The following is a 21,131-nucleotide window of genomic DNA, read 5'->3' on the forward strand; positions in this document are numbered from 1 at the left end:
TTCACGGTCGTGTTAACCGAAGAATAACTATCCATGAGCCTGCCGGATCGAACTTCCCTGGCGATTGTCGGCGCAGGCCCCGGCGGGCTGACGCTCGCACAATATCTGCGGCTCACAGGTTATTCACAGGTCACCCTGATCGAACAGGCAGACCGTATCGGCGGGAAGTCCGACAGCATGGACCTTGGCGACCTGATCGCCGAGATGGGCACCTGCTACGCCACCGGCGCCTACAAGGATGTGCTGAAATGGATGCGCCGTCAGCGGAAGCCCTTCCGCATGCTCCGGCGCACGACAGTCGATGGCGCGGGGATGCGCGACTATGTCAACGAGGCCCCCGGCGCCTCCCTGCCTCAGCAGGTGATGATCTATCTGGCGCGCCGGCAGAGCCTGCTCGGCCGGCTGCAGAAAAACCCCGATGATCCCCGCGCGCTTGCCGAAGCGGCGATGTCTGCCGAAGACTGGCTGACCGAGAACAAGCTGCCCAAGATCATGCGCATGATGTACCGCGCGGTCACGGCGCTGGGCTATGGCTATCTCAGTGAAGTGTCGATCTATCAGGCCATGATGTGGGTGGACCATCACGCGATCATCAGCGGCGCCACCGGCAAGCTGATCATGCCATCACAGGGCTGGTCGAATTTCTGGGAAGTGCTGGCAGAAGATTTCGATGTGCGCCTCTCCCATCAGATCACGAAGATCGAACGAAGCTCGAAGGAAACGCTGCTGCATTTCGCCGATGGGCAACAGCTTGCCGCCCGCGCCCTTGCCTGCACCATCCCGGTGGATGACTGGACACGCCTTGTCACTGATCCGACGGCGGATGAACGCGCCGTGGCCGATGCAATCACATGGAAGGGCTATGCCACCTCCCTGATCGTCGTGGAAAACTGGTTTACCGAAGAAGACATCCGCTCTTTCTCCAAGGCCTTCCTGCCGGGTTCCTATCCCGGCCAGCTGATCTCGGCGCGCTATGAAGGCCACAGCCCGGACTTCGGCGGCCATCTCTATGTCACCGGCCAGATCCCGGGCGACTATACGGTGCCGGAACTGCGCGTCTTCCTGGAGCGGGATCTGGCCGATCTCGGCGCGCGGCTGGTCAACGTGGTGAACGTCAAGAACTGGCGCTACTTCCCCCACCTCAATCTCAAGGCCATTGAGGGCGGGCTTCTGGGCCGGATGCAGGCCATGCAGGGCCAGAGCCAGTCCTGGTATTCGGGGGCGAGCTTCTCGCACGAATCGGTGGCCAATATCTCCCGCTTCAACAAGGCGCTGACGCCGAAACTGCTGTCGAGCCTGCAGCGTGGCGCCTGATCCTTCAGCGCATGAGTGGCCGCATAGACCGGTTTTTCATCACGTCCCTGCATAAATGTTATCAGAAGGGCGCGGGATCAAACCCGCCCGGCAGGCCCCATTTGCCTTGGTGTTGAACGACACGCCAATGGAGGCACCCGATGTCCAATCTTCTCGTCATCAATTCCAGCGCCAATACCGGCGCCTCGGTATCCCGCATCCTGATCGAGGAAACCGTAGACCAAGCGCTCAAGGCGGCCCCGAATACGAAAGTCGTGCGCCGCGATCTCGGCAGCGATCCGGTGCCCCACCTGACGACGGCAAACCTTGCCGGCGTGCGCGGCACGCCGGCCACTGAAGAGGAACTGGCAGCCCGCGCGCTTTCCGACGAGCTGATCGGCGAGCTGCGCGCCGCCGACACCATCGTCATCGCCGCCCCGATGTACAACTTTTCGGTGCCCACCTCGCTGCGCGCCTGGTTCGACTTTGTGCTGCGCGCCGGGGAAACCTTCCGCTACTCCGAAGCGGGCCCGGAAGGCCTGCTGAAAGGCAAGAAGGTGATCGTGCTCACCTCGCGCGGGGGGCTCTATTCGGAAGGCCCCGGCGCCGCAGCAGACTTCCAGGAACCCTATCTGCGCCACCTGCTCGGCTTCATCGGCATCACGGATGTCACCTTCGTTCACGCTGAAAAGATCGGCTATGGCCCGGAAGCCCGCGAGGCGGCCATCGCCGGCGCGAAGGGAGAGATCGCCAAACTCGCCCCGTCATTCTCCACCGTCGCTGCCTGACCCTCCCCCACCGCCGCCCCCCCCTGCCGGCTGGCAGCGGCGCACGCCCGCGCTCCCTCCCGGAGCGCGGGCGTTTTGCCTGTGAGGGGCAAGGCATCCCTTGCTTGCCAAGGCAGAAGGCGCGCCTTAACGCTGCCTCCCAAGGTGCCGGCGTGGTGAAACGGTAGACACAGGGGACTTAAAATCCCTAGGCCCAACGGCCGTGCCGGTTCGAGTCCGGCCGCCGGCACCATTTGCCCTCGGGAGAAAAAACGTTAGCGTCGGGAAGCGAAACAAGCGGGGACTGTATTGATGACAACAGGAGACCGGCAGGCCGCCGCGCTGAGGCCCGGCTTTGCCGCCCGCCTGGGACTGTTTGCCGGGCCCGCCCTTGCCATCCTGATTGCCATTCTGCCGCCGCCTGAAGGGCTGGAACGCGGCGGTATGCTGGTTGCCGGTGTCCTTGTGCTGATGGCCATCTGGTGGGCCACCGAAGCCATCCCGATTGCCGCCACTTCGCTGATCCCCTTGGCCCTGCTGCCGCTGACTGGCGTGGCAAGCCTCCGCGAGATTGCCGCGCCCTATGCCGATACCGTCGTGCTGCTGCTGCTGGGCGGGTTCATCATGGCCATCGCCATCGAGAAATGGGATCTTCACCGGCGCATTGCGCTGAATGTGCTGATGCTGTCGGGCGGGCGGCTGAAACTGCTGGCCGGGGCCTTCATGCTGGCCACCGCCCTGCTCTCGATGTGGATTTCCAACACCGCCACCTCCCTGATGATGGCACCGATTGCCCTTTCAGTCGCCGTGGCGGCAGGCGGCGGCGCCCGGCTTGGCAGCGCCCTGTTGCTGGGGATTGCCTACTCCGCCTCCATTGGCGGCCTCGCCACCCCCGTCGGCACGCCGACCAACCTCATTGCCATGGGCTGGCTGAACGACAATGCCGGCATTGATATCAGCTTCCGCGAATGGATGAGCTTTGGTCTTCCAGTTGTCCTCATCATGCTGCCGATGGCCTGGCTGATCCTCACCTGGGGCATCAAGTCAGACGCTGCCTCCGCCAGGGCCGCCGGCGCCACCGTGCGCGCCCAGCGGGACGCACTCGGCAAGATGACCACGCCGGAAACGCGCGTCGCCATCGTGTTCGGCTTCATTGCGCTTGCCTGGATCACGCGGGAACAGCTGGTGCTGATCCCGCTATTCGCCGGGCTGACGGATATGGGCATCGCCGTCATGGGGGCGATCCTGATGTTCCTCGTGCCCCATGGCAGCCGCGCCGCAGACCAGCCTTCGGGCGGCTGGGCCCTGCTCACCTGGGAGGATGCCAAGGCAGTGCCGTGGGATGTCGTGCTGCTGTTTGGGGGCGGGCTGTCGCTGGCAGCCGCCGTGCAGGCCTCCGGCCTTGCCGGCTGGCTGGGCAACTCGCTGGCCGGCCTGGCCGTCCTGCCGCCCATCATTGTGATCCTGATCGTTGTCACCATCCTCATCTTCCTCACCGAGGTGATGTCGAATGTGGCCGCCATGACCACCTTCCTGCCGGTCCTGGGCGCGCTGGCGACCGCGACGGGCATGGACGTGCGCACCCTGATCCTGCCCTGCGCGATGGTGGCTTCCTGCGCCTTCATGCTGCCCATCGCCACCGGGCCGAATGCGGTGGTCTTCGGGATGCGGCAGTTCTCCATCGGCCAGATGATGAGATCTGGCTTCTGGCTCAACATCGCCTGCGTCGTGATCGTAACGCTGTATTTCGGACTCTGATCGCGGCCCCACATCAATAAAAATGTCACAAAACTGCAATTGACGCGTAGGTTCGGAGCACCTAGGTGCGCGTCTGCCTGTCAGTATTGAAGCAGATTTATTGGGGTAGACGCCACCGCATGCGACGTAGTTGTTTTGCCCTTATGGCGCTGGCCATGGCTGCGGCCTGCCCCGCTTTGGCGGAAAACCAGATATGGACCGCTGCCGGCACCAAGGCCAAGCCCTTTGAAAACAAGGCCATCAGCCTCTCCTTCGACGCGGACCTGCGTTACGAGCCAGACGGCGAGCTCAATACGATCGAGCTGCGCCCCGGCATCGGCTATCGCCTGAATGACAGGCTCAAGATCAGCGGCGGCTATCTGTGGGCCAGCCTGCGCCGGGACGGCCCGGACCGGCAGGAACACCGCCTCTGGCAACAGCTGAGCTATGATTTCGCCGAAGTATATGGCTTCGAAGTCGACGGCCGCACGCGCCTGGAAGAACGCCGCCGCGAAGGCTCGGACGATACCGGCTGGCGCCTGCGCCAGAAGTTCGGGGTCGAACGCCCCCTCGACGGAACCCCTTTCGAAATCTCCCTGAGCACTGACCTGTTCTTCGAGCTGAATGATACTGATTGGGGCCAGGCAGACGGTTTCAGCGAAGCCCGCAGCCAGCTGCTGCTCGGCTGGGACATGACCGGCAAGGTGAGCTGGGAAATCGGCTACATGCACCAGTTCGAGAATGAAAGCGGCGCCCCGGACGAGACCAACCATCACCTCGTCATCAGCGTTTCACACGATTTCTGAGCCCCAATTGAAAAGCGCGCCCCCGGCAGGAGGCGCGCTTCGTAATCAGGTCAGGCAAGCGGCGAAGCGCCTGCCTTGAAGATGGGTCAGACCAGCTCGATGGAGCTGACAGCAGGCTTGCCCGAACGTTTGTCGACAGCGGTTTCGTAGGAAACCTTCTGGCCTTCGTTGAGTTGGGCGATACCCGAGCGCTCAAGCGTCGAGATGTGCACGAACACGTCATTGCCGCCGGTGGTGGGCGAAATGAAGCCGAAGCCCTTCTGGGTGTTGAAGAACTTCACGATACCTTGGGTCATTTAGATAAGTCTCATAGTCATATGTGGACTGACAGTGTGTCAGCCCTTGCGTATCGAATTTTGGAGAGTTTCTGAAACTGCAACTCACCTTGATGAGTGCACGCGCCTGATCGTCCGGCCAATGTCGATGCAAGCCATATGCGCCATTCCCAGGCAGAATGCAAGTTTAAATTACTGTCAGGCTCCGGACGCTCCGGAGCCTGACCGATTTTTCAGTTAACGCGCTCAAACACCGCTGCGAGCCCCTGCCCGCCGCCAATGCACATGGTTTCAAGGCCGTAGCGCGCGCCGCGCCGGTCCATCTCGCGCAGCATCGTGGCGAGGATACGCCCGCCGGTCGCCCCGACAGGGTGGCCAAGCGAGATGCCCGAGCCATGCACGTTGAGGCGCTTGTAGTCATCCGCCCCGAAGCCCATCGCCTTGGTGCAGGCCAGCACCTGCGCGGCAAAGGCTTCGTTGAGTTCGATCAGGTCGATATCCTTCAGCGAAAGCCCGGCGCGCTTGAGCGCTCTTTCCGTGGACGGAACAGGCCCGATCCCCATCACGGCCGGGCCAACCCCGGCCACAGCCCAGGAAACGAGCCGCGCCAGCGGTTTCAGCCCATTGGCCTCCGCCATTTCGCGCGTCATCACGAGGCAGGCCGAGCCGCCATCATTCTGGCCGCTGGCATTGCCGGCGGTGACGGTGGCTTCAGCGTCCTGTTTCAGGCGGATGGCTTTCAGCCTGGAGAGCACTTCAACGGTAGAGTCCGCCCGCGGATGCTCGTCGCGGTCCACCACGGTGTCGCCCTTGCGGCCTTTGACCGTGAACGGAATGATTTCTTCGGCAAACACGCCGGACTTCTGCGCGGCTACAGCCTTGGCATGGGAGGCGGCGGCAAACTCGTCCTGCGCCTCGCGGCTGATCTGATAGTCGCGGCGGAGGTTTTCCGCGGTCTCCAGCATGCCGCCCGGCACGGGGTAATGCTTGCCGCCGGCGGTGAGGCGGCCGGTGATCAGGCCGTCATTGATGGTCATGTTGCCCTGGCCAAGGCCCCAGCGCAGCTGGGTGGAGTAGAACGGCGCATTGCTCATGGATTCGGCGCCGCCTGCGATCACGCAGTCCATCGCGCCGGTCGCCACCTGCATCGTCGCATTGATGATCGCCTGCAGGCCCGAGCCGCAGCGCCGGTCGATCTGCATACCGGTCACTTCCACAGGCAGCCCGGCGTCCAGCGCCACAACGCGGCCCAGCGCGGGCGCGTCCATCGAGGGATAGCATTGCGCGAAGATCACATCGTCGACCTTGTCCTTGGCGAGGCCCGTGCGCGCCATCAGGCCCTCGACCACCGCCGCGCCCAGCTCATGCGCGGGCACGCTCTTGAAAGAGCCGCCAAAGCCGCCCACCGCCGTCCGCACCGGCTCGACAATCACCACATCGCGCATTCATTCCTCCCGGGAGTTCTCAAAAATCTGGCCCCTGTTAAGCCCGCCATGGGCCCCAGCGCAACCCGGCGCCTTTCATGCAATCGCGGCATAACTGTCAGGCCGGAGTGGGCCTGTCGCTGGCAGGAAACCTCTCTTACCTAAGGGGAAGCAAGACGGAAGGAGACGCTCCTCTCATGATCGCCCCGATATTCGTGTCCCACGGCTCGCCCACGCTGATCTTTGACGATGTGCCTGCGCGCGATTTCCTGATGCAGCTCAGCAAGACGCATTCGCGCCCGAAGGCGATCCTTGTCGCCTCCGCCCATTGGGAAACACCTGCTCCGCGCATCACCGCCTCGCCTGCCCCGCCGACGATCCATGATTACGGCGGCTTTCCGGGCGTGATGTACCAGCAGCAATACCCCGCGCCGGGCGATCCGGCGCTCGCCGCGCGCGTCAAGGCATTGCTGGACGACGCCGGCCTTTCGGCTACGCTCGATCCCGCCCGCGGCCTGGATCATGGCGCCTGGGTGCCGCTGAAGCTCGCCTTTCCGGCGGCCGATATTCCCGTGCTGCAGCTATCCCTGCAGACCCATCTTGGCCCGGCGCATCATCTCAGGCTTGGCGAGGCCCTGCGCCCGCTCGCTGAAGAGGGCGTGCTGATCCTCGGCAGCGGCAGCCTCACCCATGACCTGCGCAGCGTCCGCTGGCGCGGACCCAATGAGGAGCCGGAATGGGTGAAATCCTTTGGAGACTGGGTGAACACGGCGCTGGTGGAAGGCCGGGTGGACGATCTCGTCAACTATCGCCAGCGCGCCCCGAACGCCGCCCGCAACCATCCGACTGAGGAGCATTTTCTCCCCCTCTTCGTGGCGCTTGGCGCCGCGGGCAAGGGCGCGCGGATGGAACGCCTGCACACGTCGGTTACGTTCAGTGTACTGAGGATGGATGCGTTTGAATTTGCAGCCTGACGCAAAAGCCCCTTCTCCCCTGGGAGAAGGGGTTGGGGATGAGGGGGCGCAACCTCTCCTCAAATGCAGTGCCAGAGGAGAGATCAGAGCCCTCACCCCTGCCCCTCTCCCGCTAGCGGGAGAGGGGTTGAGAGGAATTACCCCTGCTGGTCCCGCCCGCGCGCGGTCACCTGCTTGCGCGCCTCTTCCACGGCCGACGCCGAGACCGATTTGGAATGCTCGATCGAGCGCGTCACTTCTTCCTTCATGGCGGCAGCGAAATTCATACCGAAGCCGTCATCGATCAGCGCCTTGTATTTGCGCAGGAGGTCGGGATTGGTCGAGGTCATCTCGGTGGCCATCTGGAGGGCGGCGGGCACAAGGTCTGCGGCCGGATATACGCGGTTGACGAGGCCCCATTTCTCGGACGTGTGCGCATCGATGAAATTGCCGGTGAAGGAGAGTTCCTTGGCGCGGCTGATGCCGATGAGGCGGGAGAGTTTCTGCGAGAGCCCCCAGCCCGGCACAATGCCGACGCGGGCATGGGTATCAGCGAAACGGGCGTGTTCAGACGCCAGCAGTACGTCGCACATCAGGGCGAGCTCAAAACCGCCGGTGATGGCAAAGCCATTGATCGCGCCAATGATCGGCCAGGGATAGGCTTCGAGGGCGGCGAGCATGTTGATGGACTTGGAATCCTCGTCGGCGCCGAGGGCAAAGCCGGTCTGGCCGGCTTCTTTCAGGTCGATCCCCGCCGTGAAGGCGCGGCCAGCGCCGGTCAGGACGACCGCGCGGATTTCAGGATCGTCTTTCAGCTCATTGAACACGCGCACGATCTCGGCGCGCAGGGCGCGGTTGAGCGCGTTGAGGGCGTCCGGCCGGTTCAGCGTGACAAGGCAGACAGCGCCGTGGCGTTCGGTCAGGACGATGGGTTCGGACATGGGGCATTCCTCCGGATGGGTTTGGCAGATGTGTTAGGCCGGGCGGCAAAGCCCGCCAAGCCTGACGCGGCGTCGCGTGGCTCAGGCCTTGCGGCGGGTAGCGAGCCGGTAGAGGCCGATCAGCGCCGCGAGGATGGCGATGGCGGCCGCCAGCCAGAACAGGCCAAACTTGAGCGGCGTGATCCAGGCCTTGGCGTCCAGCGCGTCGGCCACCCCGGCCAGGGCGAGGGCCTGCACGGTGTTCTCGGTCAGGTCAAAGATCAGGACGGCAAAGCCGGGCAGCGCTGCCAGCTTGCCCCATTTGCCAAAGAAACGCAGCGCCATCCCGGCAAAGAGGAGGCCGAAACTTAAGGGGAAGATGGTGTCATTGAGAACCGTCACCCAGAAATGCGCGGTCTTCTGCTCCGGCGTCAGCGCCTCGAACAGGGCCCGCACCTCGGCGGGCTCGGAAACCATGTCGAGATACGCCCCGCCGACCGCCGGGCCGAAAACCTGGAACCCGGCGCCGGACAGGATCATCATCACGAAGAGCGCCAACAGGACGGGCGCGCGCGTCAGGAACTGCATTTTCTCTCCTCCCCCTTGGAGTTTTATGGATGCTTCGTTGGAGTTTTCCGGGGCGTGGTTGGAGGAACCGTTGGAGTCTTTTGGCCCCCTTATCCACGCTTTATCTCTCGTCAGAGCGGGTCCGGGATGGGCTCCACACCCAGGCCCCGCATCAGCGTTTCCAACTCGCCCCGCACCGTTTCCAGCCTGACCGTATCGGTCGACCGGGCCACCAGCGCCACGCCATTGTCCCCCATCCCCAGATACCAGGGGTATGAGCCAATGGAGACGTCCGGATAGGCCTTGGCAATGGCGCCGAGGGGCTCGGCAAGGTCGCCCTCGCGCAGGCCGGGGCCGCGCAGCTGCACCTTGTAGACCCGCGCGCCGCCCTCCAGGCGATGGCCGATATCCTCCAGCATGGCGCGCGCAATCTGGGGTACACCGGCCATAGTGAAGACGTTCTCCATCTGGAAACCCGGCGCGCCAGACACCGGATTCTTCACGATTTCTGCCCCGTGCGGAATGCGCGCCATGCGGCGGCGGGCGGGCGTGAACTCGGTGTTCATGGCCTTGTAGCGCTCGGCCATTTCCGCCAGCACCTCGGGGTGTTCGGAGATGCCGGTCTTGAAGGCGGCGGCAATCGCGTCAGCCGTGATGTCATCATGCGTCGGGCCGATGCCGCCGGTGGTGAACACGTAGGTGTACTTCGCGCGCAGGGCGTTTACCGCCGCCACGATCTCCTCTTCCACATCCGGCACCGTCCGGCACTCCCGCACAGGAATGCCAATCGGCTCCAGATATTGCGCAATCTGCTGCAGGTTAATGTCACGGGTACGCCCGGAGAGCAGCTCATCCCCGATCAGCAGAACGGCGGCGGTGGGCTGGGTCATTTGGTCTCCTGAAGCGCATCATAAACGAGTTCGGCCGATTCCGTCCGCATACTGCGGTCCAATGATCCGCCGAACACCTGGATCATCCCCACGAAGCTTACCTTGTTGACAGGGTCCACCCAGAACCATGTGCCCGCTGCGCCGCCCCACATGAAGGCGCCTTTCGGATAGGCTTCGCCATCCTTGAGGATCACGGCGAAATCGAGCCCGAAACCGCCGCCGGCAGAAGGATCTGTCGTGGTGCCGTTGTGGCCTATGAACACGCCCTCCGGCAGGAAGTTCGTCGCCATCATCTGCACCGTTTCCGGCTTGAGCACCTGAACGCCGTCCAGCGTGCCGCCCTTGGCCAGCATGTCGGTGAAGCGGGCATAGTCGCCCAGCGTGCCAACCAAGCCATGCCCGCCGCCTTCGAAGGCGATCGTATCCTTGCGGTAGAGAAAGCCCGGCATCGGCAACGGGACGAGTTCCCCCGTTTCCGGGTTCGGCCCCCACACATCAGAGAACCGGTCATACTTTTCATCGGGCACAAAGAAGGCCGTGTCCGTCATGCCCAGCGGCTGGAACACGCGCGCCTCAAGGAACTCGCCCAGCGTCTGGCCGGACAGGCGCTCAATGAGGGCGCCCTGAATATCCACCGAGATGGAGTAATCCCAGGTCACGCCCGGCTCGTGCTTGAGCGGGATCGTCGCCACGCGCCGGATCATTTCGTCCATGTCCGGGGACTGGAAAATCTCCAATTCGCGGAAGCGGTCATCGACATAGTTGCCGGGCGCAAGGCCATACCCAAACCCAGCCGTATGGCTCATCAATTCCTGAACTGTGGGGGGCCGGCTGACCGGCGCAAGGAGGGGGTTGCCCGCCTCGTCCAGCCCCTTGAATACCTGAAGCCCCTCAAATTCGGGGAAGTATTTCGTGACCGGATCGTCCAGCTGGAACTTGCCCTCTTCCCAGAGGATCATCAGGCCCACACCGGTAACGGGCTTGGACATGGAATAAATCCGCCAGATCGTATCCTCTTCCACGGGGGCGCCATCTGCCTGGCGCCGGATACCATGGCGGAAATCAGAGATGATTTCTCCGTCCCGGACGAGCCGCGTGGCGATGCCCTTGACGGTTCCCCGATCGACGTAAGAGGCTATTTTGGCTTCGAGCGCGGCAATTCCGTCCGCGCTGAAGGCCGGCTGAGCCGCCGCGGCCCTCGCTTCGGGCGCTACCAGCTGCGGCGCCGCCGGCGCGCTGGCACAGGCCGCAAGAACCACCCCGCCCAGGGCCAGAATTCCGCCCGCAAACCGTACCCTGAAACGCTTCATGCCCGCTCTCTCCCATGCCTTTTCGCCGAGATAACTGGCAGCGGTCTGCCCGTTCGGCAAGAAGGGAGTGGAATCTGGGGGCTCAGGCTGCCATATTGGGCGTATGAACGACACAAATCTTCTCCTGCCCATGCGCACGGGCGAAATCCGTATCCACGATGCCGAAGGCTTCGAGGGGATGCGCCGCGCCGGCCGTCTTGTCGCCGAATGTCTCGACATGCTGGTTCCCGAAGTGAAACCCGGTGTAACGACTGAGCGTCTGGACACGCTGGTGCGCGAATTCGTGCAGGATCACGGCGCCGTTTCGGCGACCATCGGGTATCGCGGCTACCGCCACGCCTCCTGCATTTCGGTGAACCATGTGATCTGCCATGGCATTCCCGGCCCCAAGGCGCTGAAGGATGGCGACATCGCCAATATCGACGTGACGCTGATCCTCGATGGCTGGCATGGCGACCATAGCCGGATGTTCGGCGTGGGCGAGGTGAAGCGCAAGGCCGAGCGCCTGATGGAAGTGACCTATGAAGCGATGATGGCGGGCATTGCTGCCGTCAAACCCGGCGCCCGATTTGGCGACATTGGCGGGGCGATCAGCGAGATTGCCCGGCTGAACCGCTACTCCGTCGTCGATGATTTCTGCGGGCATGGCTTGGGGCGTCTCTTTCACGATGAGCCCAATGTGGTTCACTCCGCCAAGGCGGGCACGGGCCCGGAACTCAAGCCCGGCATGTTTTTCACCATTGAACCGATGCTGAATCTCGGCCGGCGCGACGCCGCCATCCTTCCGGACGGCTGGACCGCTGTGACACGCGACCGTCAGCTTTCGGCGCAGTTTGAGCATTCCGTCGGCGTGACCGAAACCGGCGTGGAGATTTTCTCCGCCTCGCCCAAAGGCTGGCATGAGCCGCACAAGGTGAAGCTGGGATAGGCGCTCTCTTTTGGCATTGTCATCCCGGCGAAAGCCGGGACCCAGACTTTCTTTTCCACCCCTTGACGCATGCCTATGTTCGTGGAATGTTCCGGCATGCTTCACGTGCCATATCCCCCGCTCATGTCGCGCCTCAGTCGCAGGCTCCCCTCAAGCGTCAAGCAGGAGGCATACTGATTCCATGAGCTCAGAAAGTTCATCCGCTTACGGAATCCAGGAAGCCAGCGGCCTCTTTGCCGCGCCCGGCCTCGCGGACAAACCCCACTGGCAAGGGCATCGCGACCGGTTGCGGACAAAGTTGCTGAACCGCGGCGCCGGAGCGCTGGACGATTACGAGATCCTGGAAGTGCTGCTGATGGCGTTCATCCCGCGCCGGGATGTGAAGCCGATTGCCAAGGCGCTCGAAGCGAAGTTCGGCTGCCTATCAGCCATCCTCGCTGCCCCTGCAGACGCGCTTGTGAAAGTCCCCGGCGTGGGTGAAACGGTGGCTGCCTATATCAAGGCCATCGCCGAACTTCACGCCCGCGCGGCCCGTGAGGAGATCAAGGCAAGGGAAGTCATATCCTCCTGGTCGGCGCTGGTGGCCTATGTCCGCAGGGAGCTTCAGCATGAAAAGCGCGAACAGTTCCGCGTTATCTTCCTCGACCGGAAAAACCAGCTGATCGTGGACGAGATCATGGGCCATGGCACGGTGGACCATGCGCCGGTCTATCCGCGGGAGATCGCCCGCCGCGCGCTGGAGCTTCAGGCCTCCAGCCTGATCCTCGTGCATAACCACCCCTCGGGCGATCCCAAACCGTCACGCGCCGACATCTCCATTACGCGCGAAATCATCGACGCGCTTGGCCCATTCGATATTTCCGTGCACGATCATCTGGTGGTCGGCACATCAGGCGTTGTGAGCTTCCGCACGTCCGGCCTTATCTGAGACTGATCTTCCGGGTCACGCCCACGCGCTCCAGGAATGTTTCGTCATGGCTGACCACAAGCAGCGCGCCATCATAGGCGTTCAGCCCGGCTTCGACGGTTTCCAGGGAAGCAATGTCGAGATGGTTGGTCGGCTCATCCAGGATGAGCAGTTGTGGCGGGGCAGTCCCGCCCAGAACGCAGGCCAGGCCTGCGCGCAGGCGCTCCCCACCGCTGAGCGTCGCCACTGTCTGGAGTGCCGCATCGGCCCTGAAGCGGAAGCGCGCCAGGGCGGAGCGGCAGGCATTTTCATCCGCCTCCGGATTTATGCGCCGGAAGTTTTCGAGGATAGTCCCAGCGCCATCCAGCAGGCTTACTTCCTGATCCAGGAGCGCCCAGGGCACATGGGCCTGCACCTCACCTGAGAACGCCGGCAAGGCCCCCGTGATGGCCTTGAGCAGGGTGGACTTGCCGGCGCCATTCGGCCCGCAGATCGCCGCCCGCTCCGGCCCGCGCAGCTCAAATGACAAATCACGGATCACCGGAAAGGCCGCTTCATATCCCACCGCAAGATTTGCCGCGCTGACCACCACTTTATTTGGCGGCAGCCCCGTGGGCGGCAGCTTCACGACAAAGGGCTGAAGCACTTCAATCCGTCCGCGCGCCTCGGCTGCGGCCTCTTCGGCGTCGGCCTTTTGCCGCTCGGCCAGGCGCCCCAGAGCACCGGAAGAGTCTTCGGCGCGGCTCTTCAGTGTACCCAGAAAAATACGCGGAGCGCCGCCCTTCGCGGCTTTCCGGCTGCCGGCGCCATCGCGTCTTGCCTTGCGCTCGGCGGCCGCTTGCGCCTTGGCGCCGGCCTCCTCGACACGCCGTTCCGCAAGCGCCAGGTCCTGCTCGGCAGCGGCGTGTTCGCGCGCCTTCTGCGCTTCGTAGCTGCTCCAGCCCCCGCCATAGCGGGCCGCCCCCAGAGATGTCAGCTCAATGATGGTATCCATGTTTTCAAGCAATTCCCGGTCATGGCTGACCACCACTGCGCCGCCGCGCCAGCCTGCCAGGAGCGCTGCCACAGCGGCGCGCCCCTCTCGGTCGAGATTGTTGGTCGGCTCGTCCAGCAGCAGGAAGTCAGGCTCGGCAAAGATGAGGGCTGCAAGGCTTGCCCGCGTCCGCTGGCCGCCGGACAGGCTGGCAAGCGGTGTCTCCAATGCCATTCCCGGAAAGCCGGCGCGGGCGAGCGCTTCGGCAAGGCGCCCCTCCAGCGTCCAGTCGGCTTCGGAGAAATCGGTCTCGGTGCCAGCGCCCGCCTCAATGCGCCGGAGACGCGCGAGCGCCGGCTCCACCGCAAAGAGGCCAGCGAGGGTCTCTTCCGGGGAGGGCTCAAAAGACTGGCGTAACACACCGGCCGTCCCGGTAACCATTACCGAGCCGGAAGCAGGGCCGATCGCGCCGGAAATCAGCTTGAGCAGGGTGGATTTTCCAACGCCGTTGCGGCCGACGATACCGGCGCGTTCCCGATTGATGGTGAAATTAAGGTCTGAAAAGAGAACCCGGCCGTCAGGCAGGGCAAAGCTCAGCGAAGCGAAGGTGATGGAGGCAGACATGGTGTGAACTCATCCGGTAAACTGATCCGAGGGCGGTCGTTTTCCGGTGGTTGTTCATGACGCAGAGCCTCACGCTTGGCTGTGGAATTCTTGTTTGGGACTGCGACATAGGCACCGCTCACGAAAAGTTCAACTCGCGTCCGGCACGAAAGCCGGGGACCAACTGCGCCTTCCCTAACGATAAGACTTGCAGGGCGCGCCGGGGCCGTTACCGTCCGGTCATCAAACGGCGCGCCGGCAGAAGCGCGTTTCCCTGGGAGGCGAGCGACACATGACGGCACCCGCAGACGCGGCTGAAACTGGCAACGGGCACATTACCGGTTTCGGCACCAAGCCGTACCGCTCCTATGTCCTCATCGCCCTCACCCTGATCTACACGCTGAACTTCATCGATCGCACGGTGATCACCGTCGTCGCTCAGCCGATCATCAACACCTTCTCGCTGAGCGATACGCAATGGGGCCTGCTGACCGGCCCGCCCTTTGCCCTGTTCTATGCCCTGATGGGCATACCGATCGCCATGTGGGCTGATCGGGGCAACCGCGTCTTCATTATCTCGCTCTGCGTCGTCATCTGGTCCGTGATGACCGTCTTTTGCGGACTGGCGGCGAGCTTTCTCTGGCTGCTCCTCTTCCGCGTAGGCGTGGCGATCGGAGAGGCCGGATGTACGCCGCCCGCCAACTCCATCATCACCGATTATTATCCCCCAAAAAGTCGCGCCAATGCGATCGGCATCTATTCGATGGGCGTTACCATCGGCGGGGTGATGGCTCAGCTTTTCGGTGGCGCGCTCGCGGGTTTGCAGGGGCCTGATTTCGGCAACTTCCTGGCCTCGATTGGCCTCGGCGGCCTCTTCTCCGGCATCAATTGGGAAGAGGTTGAGGGCTGGCGTCTGGTCTTCGTGATCGTCGGCGCGCCGGGCATTCTGGTTGCCCTGATCCTTTGGCTGACCACGCGCGAACCGCCGCGCGGCTATTCAGACCCCAAGGGCAAGACGCCTGTGGAAAAGGCCGGGTTTTTTGAGGCCTTCCGGGAGTTCGGGGCAAAGCCGACTTTCTGGACGCTGTCACTGGGCGCCGCTTTCGTTGCGTTCGTCGGCTATGGCCTTATCAGCTTTCAGGCCCCGTTCCTGATGCGCGTGCATGGGGTCAGCGTTTCGGAAGCGGCCATCCGATATGGCGCCCCGCTGGCGGCCGTCGCCGCGTTCGGCACCTTCCTGGGCGGTTTCCTGTCTGAGAAACTGTCTACGCGCTTTCCTGCCGTGGTCGCCTGGCTTCCTGGCGTGGGGCTGCTGGTTGCGATTCCAGCCTACATTGCCGCCTTCACGACGCCGTCGCTGACGATGGCCTTCTGGATGTGGGTCATCGCCGCGATTGCACATTATGCTTATCTCGGCGCGCAATACACCGTGTCGACAGCTATCGTCAGCCCGCGCTCGCGCGCCACAACGGTGTCGGTGCTGCTGCTGATCGTCAGCCTCATCGGCAATGGCCTCGGCCCGATGTTTACGGGCATGATGAGCAGCGCCTTCATGGGCGGGATCATCCGCAAGAATGGCCTGGAAGAAGCCTTCACCACCTTCAATCCCGGCTTCTGCGCCAGCCGGATGGCTGAACTTGGAGACCTCGGACCGGCGCTCTGTTCGGCTTATGCCGAGGGGCTGCGCCAGTCGATGGTCGCCACAGTCCTGTTCTTCGTGATTGCCGCTGCCTTCTATTTCCTCGCCTCCCGCACCTTCCTCAAGGATCGCTGGAGCCCCGCCACCTGATTTTCCGCCAATACATTGCCTGACTGTCGTGGAGACCCGAATGACCGACGCCGCCACCCCTAGCCAGACAGACGCGTCTACAGAGCCCGCTACCGGGCACCTGACCGGATTTCGGAGCAAGGAATACCGGGCCTACGTGCTCGGCTCACTTTTGCTTGTCTATATTTTCAACTTCATCGATCGCACGATCATCAACATTCTCACGGAACCCATCAAGGCGAGCTTCGGGGTCGAAGACTGGCAGATGGGCCTTCTTGGTGGGCCAGCTTTTGCAATCCTGTACACGTTCCTGGGTATTCCGATCGCGCGTTTGTCAGAACGGGTGAACCGGGTAGCCATTATCGCATTGGCGGTGGGCTTCTGGAGCTTGATGACGGTCCTGTGCGGCTTCGCCACCACATTCCTGATCCTCTTCCTGTTCCGGATCGGGGTGTCTGTCGGCGAAGCGGGCTGTACCCCGCCTGCCCAGTCGCTGATCGCGGACTATTTCAAGCCTTCAAGCCGGGCAACCGCGGTATCCATATATGCCCTTGGCGTGCCGCTTGGCGGCATGTTTGCGGCCATTTTCGGTGGCTTCGTCGCAGGCAATCTCGATGGCCCGCAAGTGGCGGCCGCTTTCGAGGCCTGGGGCTGGACATGGGCTGCCAACGTGCTGGACTGGTCACAGATCGAAGGCTGGCGCATCGCATTTATTGTCGTCGGTATTCCCGGCCTGCTCCTAAGCCTCACGGTCTGGCTAACCGTACGCGAGCCGCCGCGAGGATATTCCGACCCGCCGGAGATGCAGCGCAAACCTGATGAAGCGCGCACCAGCTTCTTGCAGGTGATGGGCATTCTGCTTCGGAAGCCGACTTATGTGCATGTGGTTATCGGCGCCACGGTCGCCTCCTTCATCGGCTATGGCGTTGGCCAGTTCACCACTTCCTTCCTGATCCGTACCCATGGCCTGACGATCCAGCAGGCCGCGCTGCTCTTTGGCATCATTCTCGGTGTCATGGCGGCAATTGGAGTATTTATGTCTGGCTGGCTGTCCGACCGTTGGGCGAAGAGGTATCCAACCTCGCTGTCCTGGTTGCCTGCGCTGGGCATGGGCCTCTCTGTGCCCTTCTACGCTATCGGGTACTCGGTGGACAATCTTTGGCTCGCGATGCCACCCCTGATGATCGCAGCCATGATCCACTATTTCTATCTCGGCCCGATGTATGCGATCTCGGGCGGAGTGGTGGATAGCCGGATGCGGGCGACTGCCGTGGCGCTGACACTCTTCGTGGTGAACCTGCTCGGCTACGGCCTGGGTCCGCCGACAATCGGCGCGCTCTCCACGGCGCTAAAATCAGTAGCCCTTTCAGGCGCAGATCTCGGCCTCACACTGGATGCCTGCCGGAACCTTGGCACGCTTGCAGAAGAGGCTTTCGCCGCCTGCCGCAACGCGGATGCGAAAGGACTGCAGTGGTCGATCATCATCTTCAACTGCCTGTACGCCTGGGCAGCGCTGCACTACCTGCTCGCTGGCAAGACGCTACAGCGTGACATGCTTCACAAAACTGCGTAAGGGCGCCGCCTATGGCGGTATACACGCAAGTTTCTGATGAGGCGCTCGCAGGCTTCCTCGCCGAGTATGATCTCGGCGAGGCACTTGCGTTCAAGGGCATTGCCGAGGGTGTCGAGAATTCGAACTACTATCTCGAAACCCGACAGGGCCGGTACATCCTCACCCTTTTTGAGAAACGGGTGAACGCAGCCGACCTGCCTTACTTCATCGGCCTCAAGCAGCATCTTTCCTCAAACGGGTTTCCGTGCCCGCAGCCCGTTATGGGCCGCGATGGCGAGGCTCTGCGCACGCTGGAAGGCCGGCCAGCGGTGATCGTCACCTTCCTGGAAGGTCTTTCGCCCAAGCGCCCGAATGCAAAGCAATGCCGCTCGCTGGGGGAGGGCCTTGCGCGGATGCACCTGGCGCTCGCGGGCTTCCAAGGACACCGGGAAAACGCCCTCGGCCCGGCCGCCTGGCGGCGGATGTGGGAAGGCCGCGCAGGCGACGCCGACGCGCTTCAGCCGGGTCTCTCGCAGGAGGTCGATGCCTGTTTTGACAGGATCAATGCGGCCCGCGCCTTCTCAGGCCATCTGCCGCGCGGAACGATCCATGCCGACCTTTTCCCGGACAACGCCTTCTTTCTGGGCGACACCTTCACCGGCGCCATCGACTTCTATTTCGCCTGTACCGATGCGCTGGCCTATGATCTCGCCGTCTGCCTCAATTCCTGGGCCTTCGAGGAGGGCAACGCGACGGATGCTTCGCGGCTGGAGTACAACTTCTCAAAGGGCGCTGCATTGATAGCGGGCTACCAGTCGGTGCGCCCGCTGGAGACGGCAGAGCTGGACGCGCTGCCGGCGCTCTGCCTCGGCTCGGCAATGCGGTTTTTCCTGACGCGCCTTGCCGATTGGTCCTCCACACCAGCCGGCGCCCTCGTCCGGCCCAAAAACCCCCTTGAATACGCCGCTCGGCTGGCTTTCCATCGCAAGATGGAAACCGCCGAAGGCTATGGGGCATGACAGGCAGCAACGCTTCGGACCCGCGAACCGAGATGACAACGCCCGCAGAGGCGGCACCGGCCTATGCCATGGAGGCTCAGCCAAGGCGCTTTAAACGGCTGAATCTGGCGATCTTTCTGTCCGCGCTCGCCGCCTGTGTCGTCGTTTCAATTGTCGGCCTTCTCGCCATGACCGTGATCATGCTTTTCATTGGCCTTGGCAGCAGCAGCGGGCTGGCGGCGGGCGGGGATGATTTCGGCGGCGGCGCGCTGCTTGCCGCTCAGCTTTCGGCAATGAATTTCATTCTGTTTTTCATCACCATTCCTGCCGCAGCGATTGTCATTGGCTTTTCCGTGGGCCGGTTTCCTCACCGGCGCATTTCTGGCGTAAAGTCTTATCTCCGCTGGGGGGCGATCTGGGGCGCAATCCTTGTGGGCGGAACAACCTGCCTGTTCGGCCTGTTCGGCGGGCCCGCTTCTGCCGCCGGCGCTCTGATATGCGGGGCATGCATCGGGGGGCTTGCCGGCACCTTCTGCGGCTTTCTTTTCCACGCCATCGTGCAGCCCGCCCGGCAGCTGACGGAATTGGATGTGAATGTCTTCTAAAGCCTGCCTTGACGCGGCCGCCGAAGCCCCGCACCTCGCGGGGATGACTGAAGACGTGATTGAAATCTGGACCGATGGCGCCTGCAGCGGCAACCCAGGCCCCGGCGGCTGGGGCGCGCTGATCCGGTGGAACGGCCATGAGAAGGAACTCTATGGCGGCGACCCGGCCACAACCAACAACCGGATGGAAATGACAGCCGTGATCGAGGCGCTAAGCGCCCTCAAGCGGCCGTCAAAGGTCACGCTCAATGTTGACTCCACCTATGTGAAGGACGGCCTGACCAAATGGATCAAGGGCTGGAAACGCAATGGCTGGAAAACCGCCGACAAGAAACCTGTGAAAAACCAGGAGCTCTGGATGGCGATGGAAGAAGCCTGCAAACGCCATGACATCACCTGGAAATGGGTGAAGGGCCATAATGGCGACGAAGGCAATGAACGTGCAGACGAACTTGCGCGCCGGGGCACCGAAGAAGCCCGCGGGCGGAAATAGAGGCCCCGTATCAGGCCTCTTCGTTCCGGGCCTCCCACGCCTCTGAAATGCGCGGCAGGTTCAACTCGATCCAGTCGGCCAAATCCCGCACGCGCGCCCCGACCTCTTCGCCCAGAGGCGTGAGGCTGTACTCCACATGCGGGGGCACAACGGGATAGGAAACGCGACTCACAAAGCCGTCCTGCTCCAGCCATTGCAGCGTCTGGGCAAGCATCCGCTCGCTAACACCGCCGATCTTGCGGCGCAATTCGCTGAACCGGTGCGTGCCCGTCATCAAGGCTATCAGCACCAGAACGCCCCAGCGGCTGGTGACATGCTTGAGCACCTCCCGCGATGGGCAGGCCTCAGCAAACAGCTGGCCGCACGCCATCGCCTCCGAGAGGGATAAAGGCGGGCCGGTATCCTTCTTGTCAGCCATGCTCATACTTACCTAAATGTGCGTACTTACTTTAAGTAACCTTGAGCCATAAATGGATGTCTCTGGCAAGTCGCAAAGGAGACAGACCATGATTGCCATTACAGGAGCCACCGGTCAGCTAGGCCGTCTTGCGGTTGCCGCGTTGAAACGGCGCGTGCCGCCTGATCAGCTGGTTGGGCTCGTCCGCAGCCCTGAAAAGGCCGCCGATCTGGGCATTGCGGCGCGCGCCGCCGACTATGCCCTCGCCGACACACTGGAGGCGGCCCTCCAAGGCATCGACAAGCTGTTGCTCATCTCCTCCAGCGAAATCGGGATGCGCACCGTGCAGCATCGCAATGTCATAGAAGCTGCCAAGCGCGCCGGCGTGAATTTGATCGTCTATACGAGCGTGCTGCATGCAGACAGATCGCCCCTCAGCCTAGCTGAGGAACATCGGCAGACTGAAGCCATGATCAAGGCGTCGGGTATCCCCTACGTGATCCTGCGCAATGGCTGGTATACGGAGAATTACACAGGGTCGATCCCAGGCGCGCTTGCAGGCGGCGCCTTCATCGGAAGCGCGGGCGACGGAAAGTTATCCACAGCCACCCGGGCTGACTATGCAGAGGCGGCTGCCGCCGCGCTGACCACGGAGGGTCATGCGGGCAAGACTTATGAGCTTGCAGGAGACATAGCCTATACGCTGAGCGACCTTGCCGCCGAAATCTCACGCCAGTCCGGCCAGGAAATCCCCTACAAAAACCTGCCGGAAGCAGAATATGCCCGCTTGCTTGCCGGTTTCGGCCTGCCGGAAGCGCTCGCGAACGGGCTGGCCGCGTGGGATGTAGACGCCTCCAAAGGCGCACTCTTTGATGACAGTCGTCAACTCAGTAGGCTGATTGGCCGGCCGACCACACCGCTCGCCCAAGCTGTGACCGCTGCGCTGAAAAGCTGAGATTTCAAAT

General features: G+C 62.9%; 21 protein-coding genes and 1 tRNA gene. 14 read left to right on the forward strand and 8 right to left on the reverse strand.

The window, feature by feature from the left end; translation table 11 throughout:
* The first annotated feature begins 33 nt into the window (after nucleotides 1-33).
* The 5 genes from C0456_RS06510 to C0456_RS06530 all read left to right on the forward strand — a co-directional run bounded on the left by C0456_RS06510 (nucleotide 34) and on the right by C0456_RS06530 (nucleotide 4,603).
* Entirely contained in the window at nucleotides 34-1,314 is a 1,281-nt protein-coding gene (locus tag C0456_RS06510) for an FAD-dependent oxidoreductase (RefSeq protein WP_291049801.1), read from the forward strand.
* Between the two features lie 140 nt (nucleotides 1,315-1,454).
* Complete coding sequence (locus C0456_RS06515) at nucleotides 1,455-2,081, forward strand: FMN-dependent NADH-azoreductase (RefSeq protein ID WP_291049803.1); 627 nt, start codon at nucleotides 1,455-1,457, stop codon at nucleotides 2,079-2,081.
* A gap of 146 nt (nucleotides 2,082-2,227) precedes the next feature.
* Nucleotides 2,228-2,313 (forward strand) — tRNA-Leu (locus C0456_RS06520).
* A 59-nt stretch (nucleotides 2,314-2,372) separates the two neighbouring features.
* Entirely contained in the window at nucleotides 2,373-3,818 is a 1,446-nt protein-coding gene (locus C0456_RS06525) for an SLC13 family permease (protein ID WP_291049805.1), read from the forward strand.
* A gap of 119 nt (nucleotides 3,819-3,937) precedes the next feature.
* Nucleotides 3,938-4,603: a DUF2490 domain-containing protein gene (locus C0456_RS06530; protein ID WP_291049807.1), complete on the forward strand. Its 666-nt coding sequence runs from the start codon at nucleotides 3,938-3,940 to the stop codon at nucleotides 4,601-4,603.
* 86 nt (nucleotides 4,604-4,689) lie between these two features.
* On the opposite strand, the gene C0456_RS06535 is transcribed toward C0456_RS06530, so the two are convergent.
* Both C0456_RS06535 and C0456_RS06540 read right to left on the reverse strand, forming a co-directional pair.
* Nucleotides 4,690-4,899, reverse strand: coding sequence for a cold-shock protein (locus C0456_RS06535; protein WP_162547519.1), 210 nt, complete (start codon nucleotides 4,897-4,899; stop codon nucleotides 4,690-4,692).
* Nucleotides 4,900-5,111: 212 nt separating this feature from the next.
* Entirely contained in the window at nucleotides 5,112-6,323 is a 1,212-nt protein-coding gene (locus C0456_RS06540; protein WP_291049810.1) for an acetyl-CoA C-acetyltransferase, read from the reverse strand.
* 176 nt (nucleotides 6,324-6,499) lie between these two features.
* Between C0456_RS06540 and C0456_RS06545 the strand changes: the two genes are divergently transcribed.
* Nucleotides 6,500-7,276 carry a class III extradiol ring-cleavage dioxygenase gene (locus tag C0456_RS06545; RefSeq protein ID WP_291049812.1) on the forward strand — a complete coding sequence of 259 codons (777 nt, stop codon included), beginning with the start codon at nucleotides 6,500-6,502 and terminating at the stop codon, nucleotides 7,274-7,276.
* Between the two features lie 137 nt (nucleotides 7,277-7,413).
* Here the strand turns inward: C0456_RS06545 and C0456_RS06550 are convergent, their stop codons facing one another.
* The 4 genes from C0456_RS06550 to C0456_RS06565 form a co-directional block, all read right to left on the reverse strand.
* Complete coding sequence (locus C0456_RS06550; RefSeq protein ID WP_291049814.1) at nucleotides 7,414-8,196, reverse strand: enoyl-CoA hydratase; 783 nt, start codon at nucleotides 8,194-8,196, stop codon at nucleotides 7,414-7,416.
* 81 nt (nucleotides 8,197-8,277) lie between these two features.
* On the reverse strand, nucleotides 8,278-8,763 hold the full coding sequence (locus tag C0456_RS06555; protein ID WP_291049816.1) for a hypothetical protein: 486 nt from the start codon (nucleotides 8,761-8,763) through the stop codon (nucleotides 8,278-8,280).
* Nucleotides 8,764-8,873: 110 nt separating this feature from the next.
* A complete protein-coding gene (locus tag C0456_RS06560) occupies nucleotides 8,874-9,632 on the reverse strand; it encodes a molybdopterin-binding protein (protein ID WP_291049818.1) in 759 nt (252 codons plus the stop codon).
* Nucleotides 9,629-10,942, reverse strand: coding sequence for a serine hydrolase (locus C0456_RS06565; protein WP_291049819.1), 1,314 nt, complete (start codon nucleotides 10,940-10,942; stop codon nucleotides 9,629-9,631). Before C0456_RS06565 ends, C0456_RS06560 begins: the two co-directional genes overlap by 4 nt.
* 103 nt (nucleotides 10,943-11,045) lie before the next feature.
* Between C0456_RS06565 and map the strand changes: the two genes are divergently transcribed.
* A complete protein-coding gene (gene map / locus C0456_RS06570) occupies nucleotides 11,046-11,870 on the forward strand; it encodes a type I methionyl aminopeptidase (protein WP_291049820.1) in 825 nt (274 codons plus the stop codon).
* 181 nt (nucleotides 11,871-12,051) lie between these two features.
* Nucleotides 12,052-12,798: a DNA repair protein RadC gene (gene radC, locus C0456_RS06575; RefSeq protein ID WP_291049822.1), complete on the forward strand. Its 747-nt coding sequence runs from the start codon at nucleotides 12,052-12,054 to the stop codon at nucleotides 12,796-12,798.
* Here the strand turns inward: radC and C0456_RS06580 are convergent.
* Nucleotides 12,791-14,374, reverse strand: a complete 1,584-nt coding sequence (locus tag C0456_RS06580) for an ABC-F family ATP-binding cassette domain-containing protein (protein ID WP_291049824.1) — start codon at nucleotides 14,372-14,374, stop codon at nucleotides 12,791-12,793. The two genes, radC and C0456_RS06580, sit on opposite strands and share 8 nt — an antisense overlap.
* Before the next feature lie 271 nt (nucleotides 14,375-14,645).
* Here C0456_RS06580 and C0456_RS06585 point away from each other — a divergent pair, with 271 nt between their 5' ends.
* From C0456_RS06585 to rnhA, 5 genes are read left to right on the forward strand one after another with little or no spacing between them, the layout of a single operon-like run.
* Nucleotides 14,646-16,142, forward strand: coding sequence for an MFS transporter (locus tag C0456_RS06585; RefSeq protein ID WP_291049826.1), 1,497 nt, complete (start codon nucleotides 14,646-14,648; stop codon nucleotides 16,140-16,142).
* A gap of 40 nt (nucleotides 16,143-16,182) precedes the next feature.
* Nucleotides 16,183-17,694: an MFS transporter gene (locus tag C0456_RS06590; protein WP_291049828.1), complete on the forward strand. Its 1,512-nt coding sequence runs from the start codon at nucleotides 16,183-16,185 to the stop codon at nucleotides 17,692-17,694.
* 11 nt (nucleotides 17,695-17,705) lie between these two features.
* A complete protein-coding gene (locus tag C0456_RS06595; protein WP_291049831.1) occupies nucleotides 17,706-18,692 on the forward strand; it encodes a homoserine kinase in 987 nt (328 codons plus the stop codon).
* Entirely contained in the window at nucleotides 18,689-19,276 is a 588-nt protein-coding gene (locus tag C0456_RS06600) for a hypothetical protein (RefSeq protein WP_291049833.1), read from the forward strand. The genes C0456_RS06595 and C0456_RS06600 overlap by 4 nt, the downstream gene beginning before the upstream one ends.
* Nucleotides 19,277-19,319: 43 nt before the next feature.
* Nucleotides 19,320-19,769 carry a ribonuclease HI gene (gene rnhA, locus C0456_RS06605; protein ID WP_367179222.1) on the forward strand — a complete coding sequence of 150 codons (450 nt, stop codon included), beginning with the start codon at nucleotides 19,320-19,322 and terminating at the stop codon, nucleotides 19,767-19,769.
* A gap of 10 nt (nucleotides 19,770-19,779) precedes the next feature.
* Here the strand turns inward: rnhA and C0456_RS06610 are convergent, their stop codons facing one another.
* On the reverse strand, nucleotides 19,780-20,187 hold the full coding sequence (locus C0456_RS06610) for a helix-turn-helix domain-containing protein (RefSeq protein WP_291049837.1): 408 nt from the start codon (nucleotides 20,185-20,187) through the stop codon (nucleotides 19,780-19,782).
* 88 nt (nucleotides 20,188-20,275) lie between these two features.
* On the opposite strand from C0456_RS06610, the gene C0456_RS06615 reads away from it, so the two are divergent.
* Nucleotides 20,276-21,121: an SDR family oxidoreductase gene (locus C0456_RS06615; RefSeq protein WP_291049840.1), complete on the forward strand. Its 846-nt coding sequence runs from the start codon at nucleotides 20,276-20,278 to the stop codon at nucleotides 21,119-21,121.
* Nucleotides 21,122-21,131 lie beyond the last annotated feature (10 nt).

This window comes from Hyphomonas sp. (assembly GCF_013823385.1).
Taxonomy (GTDB): domain Bacteria; phylum Pseudomonadota; class Alphaproteobacteria; order Caulobacterales; family Hyphomonadaceae; genus Hyphomonas.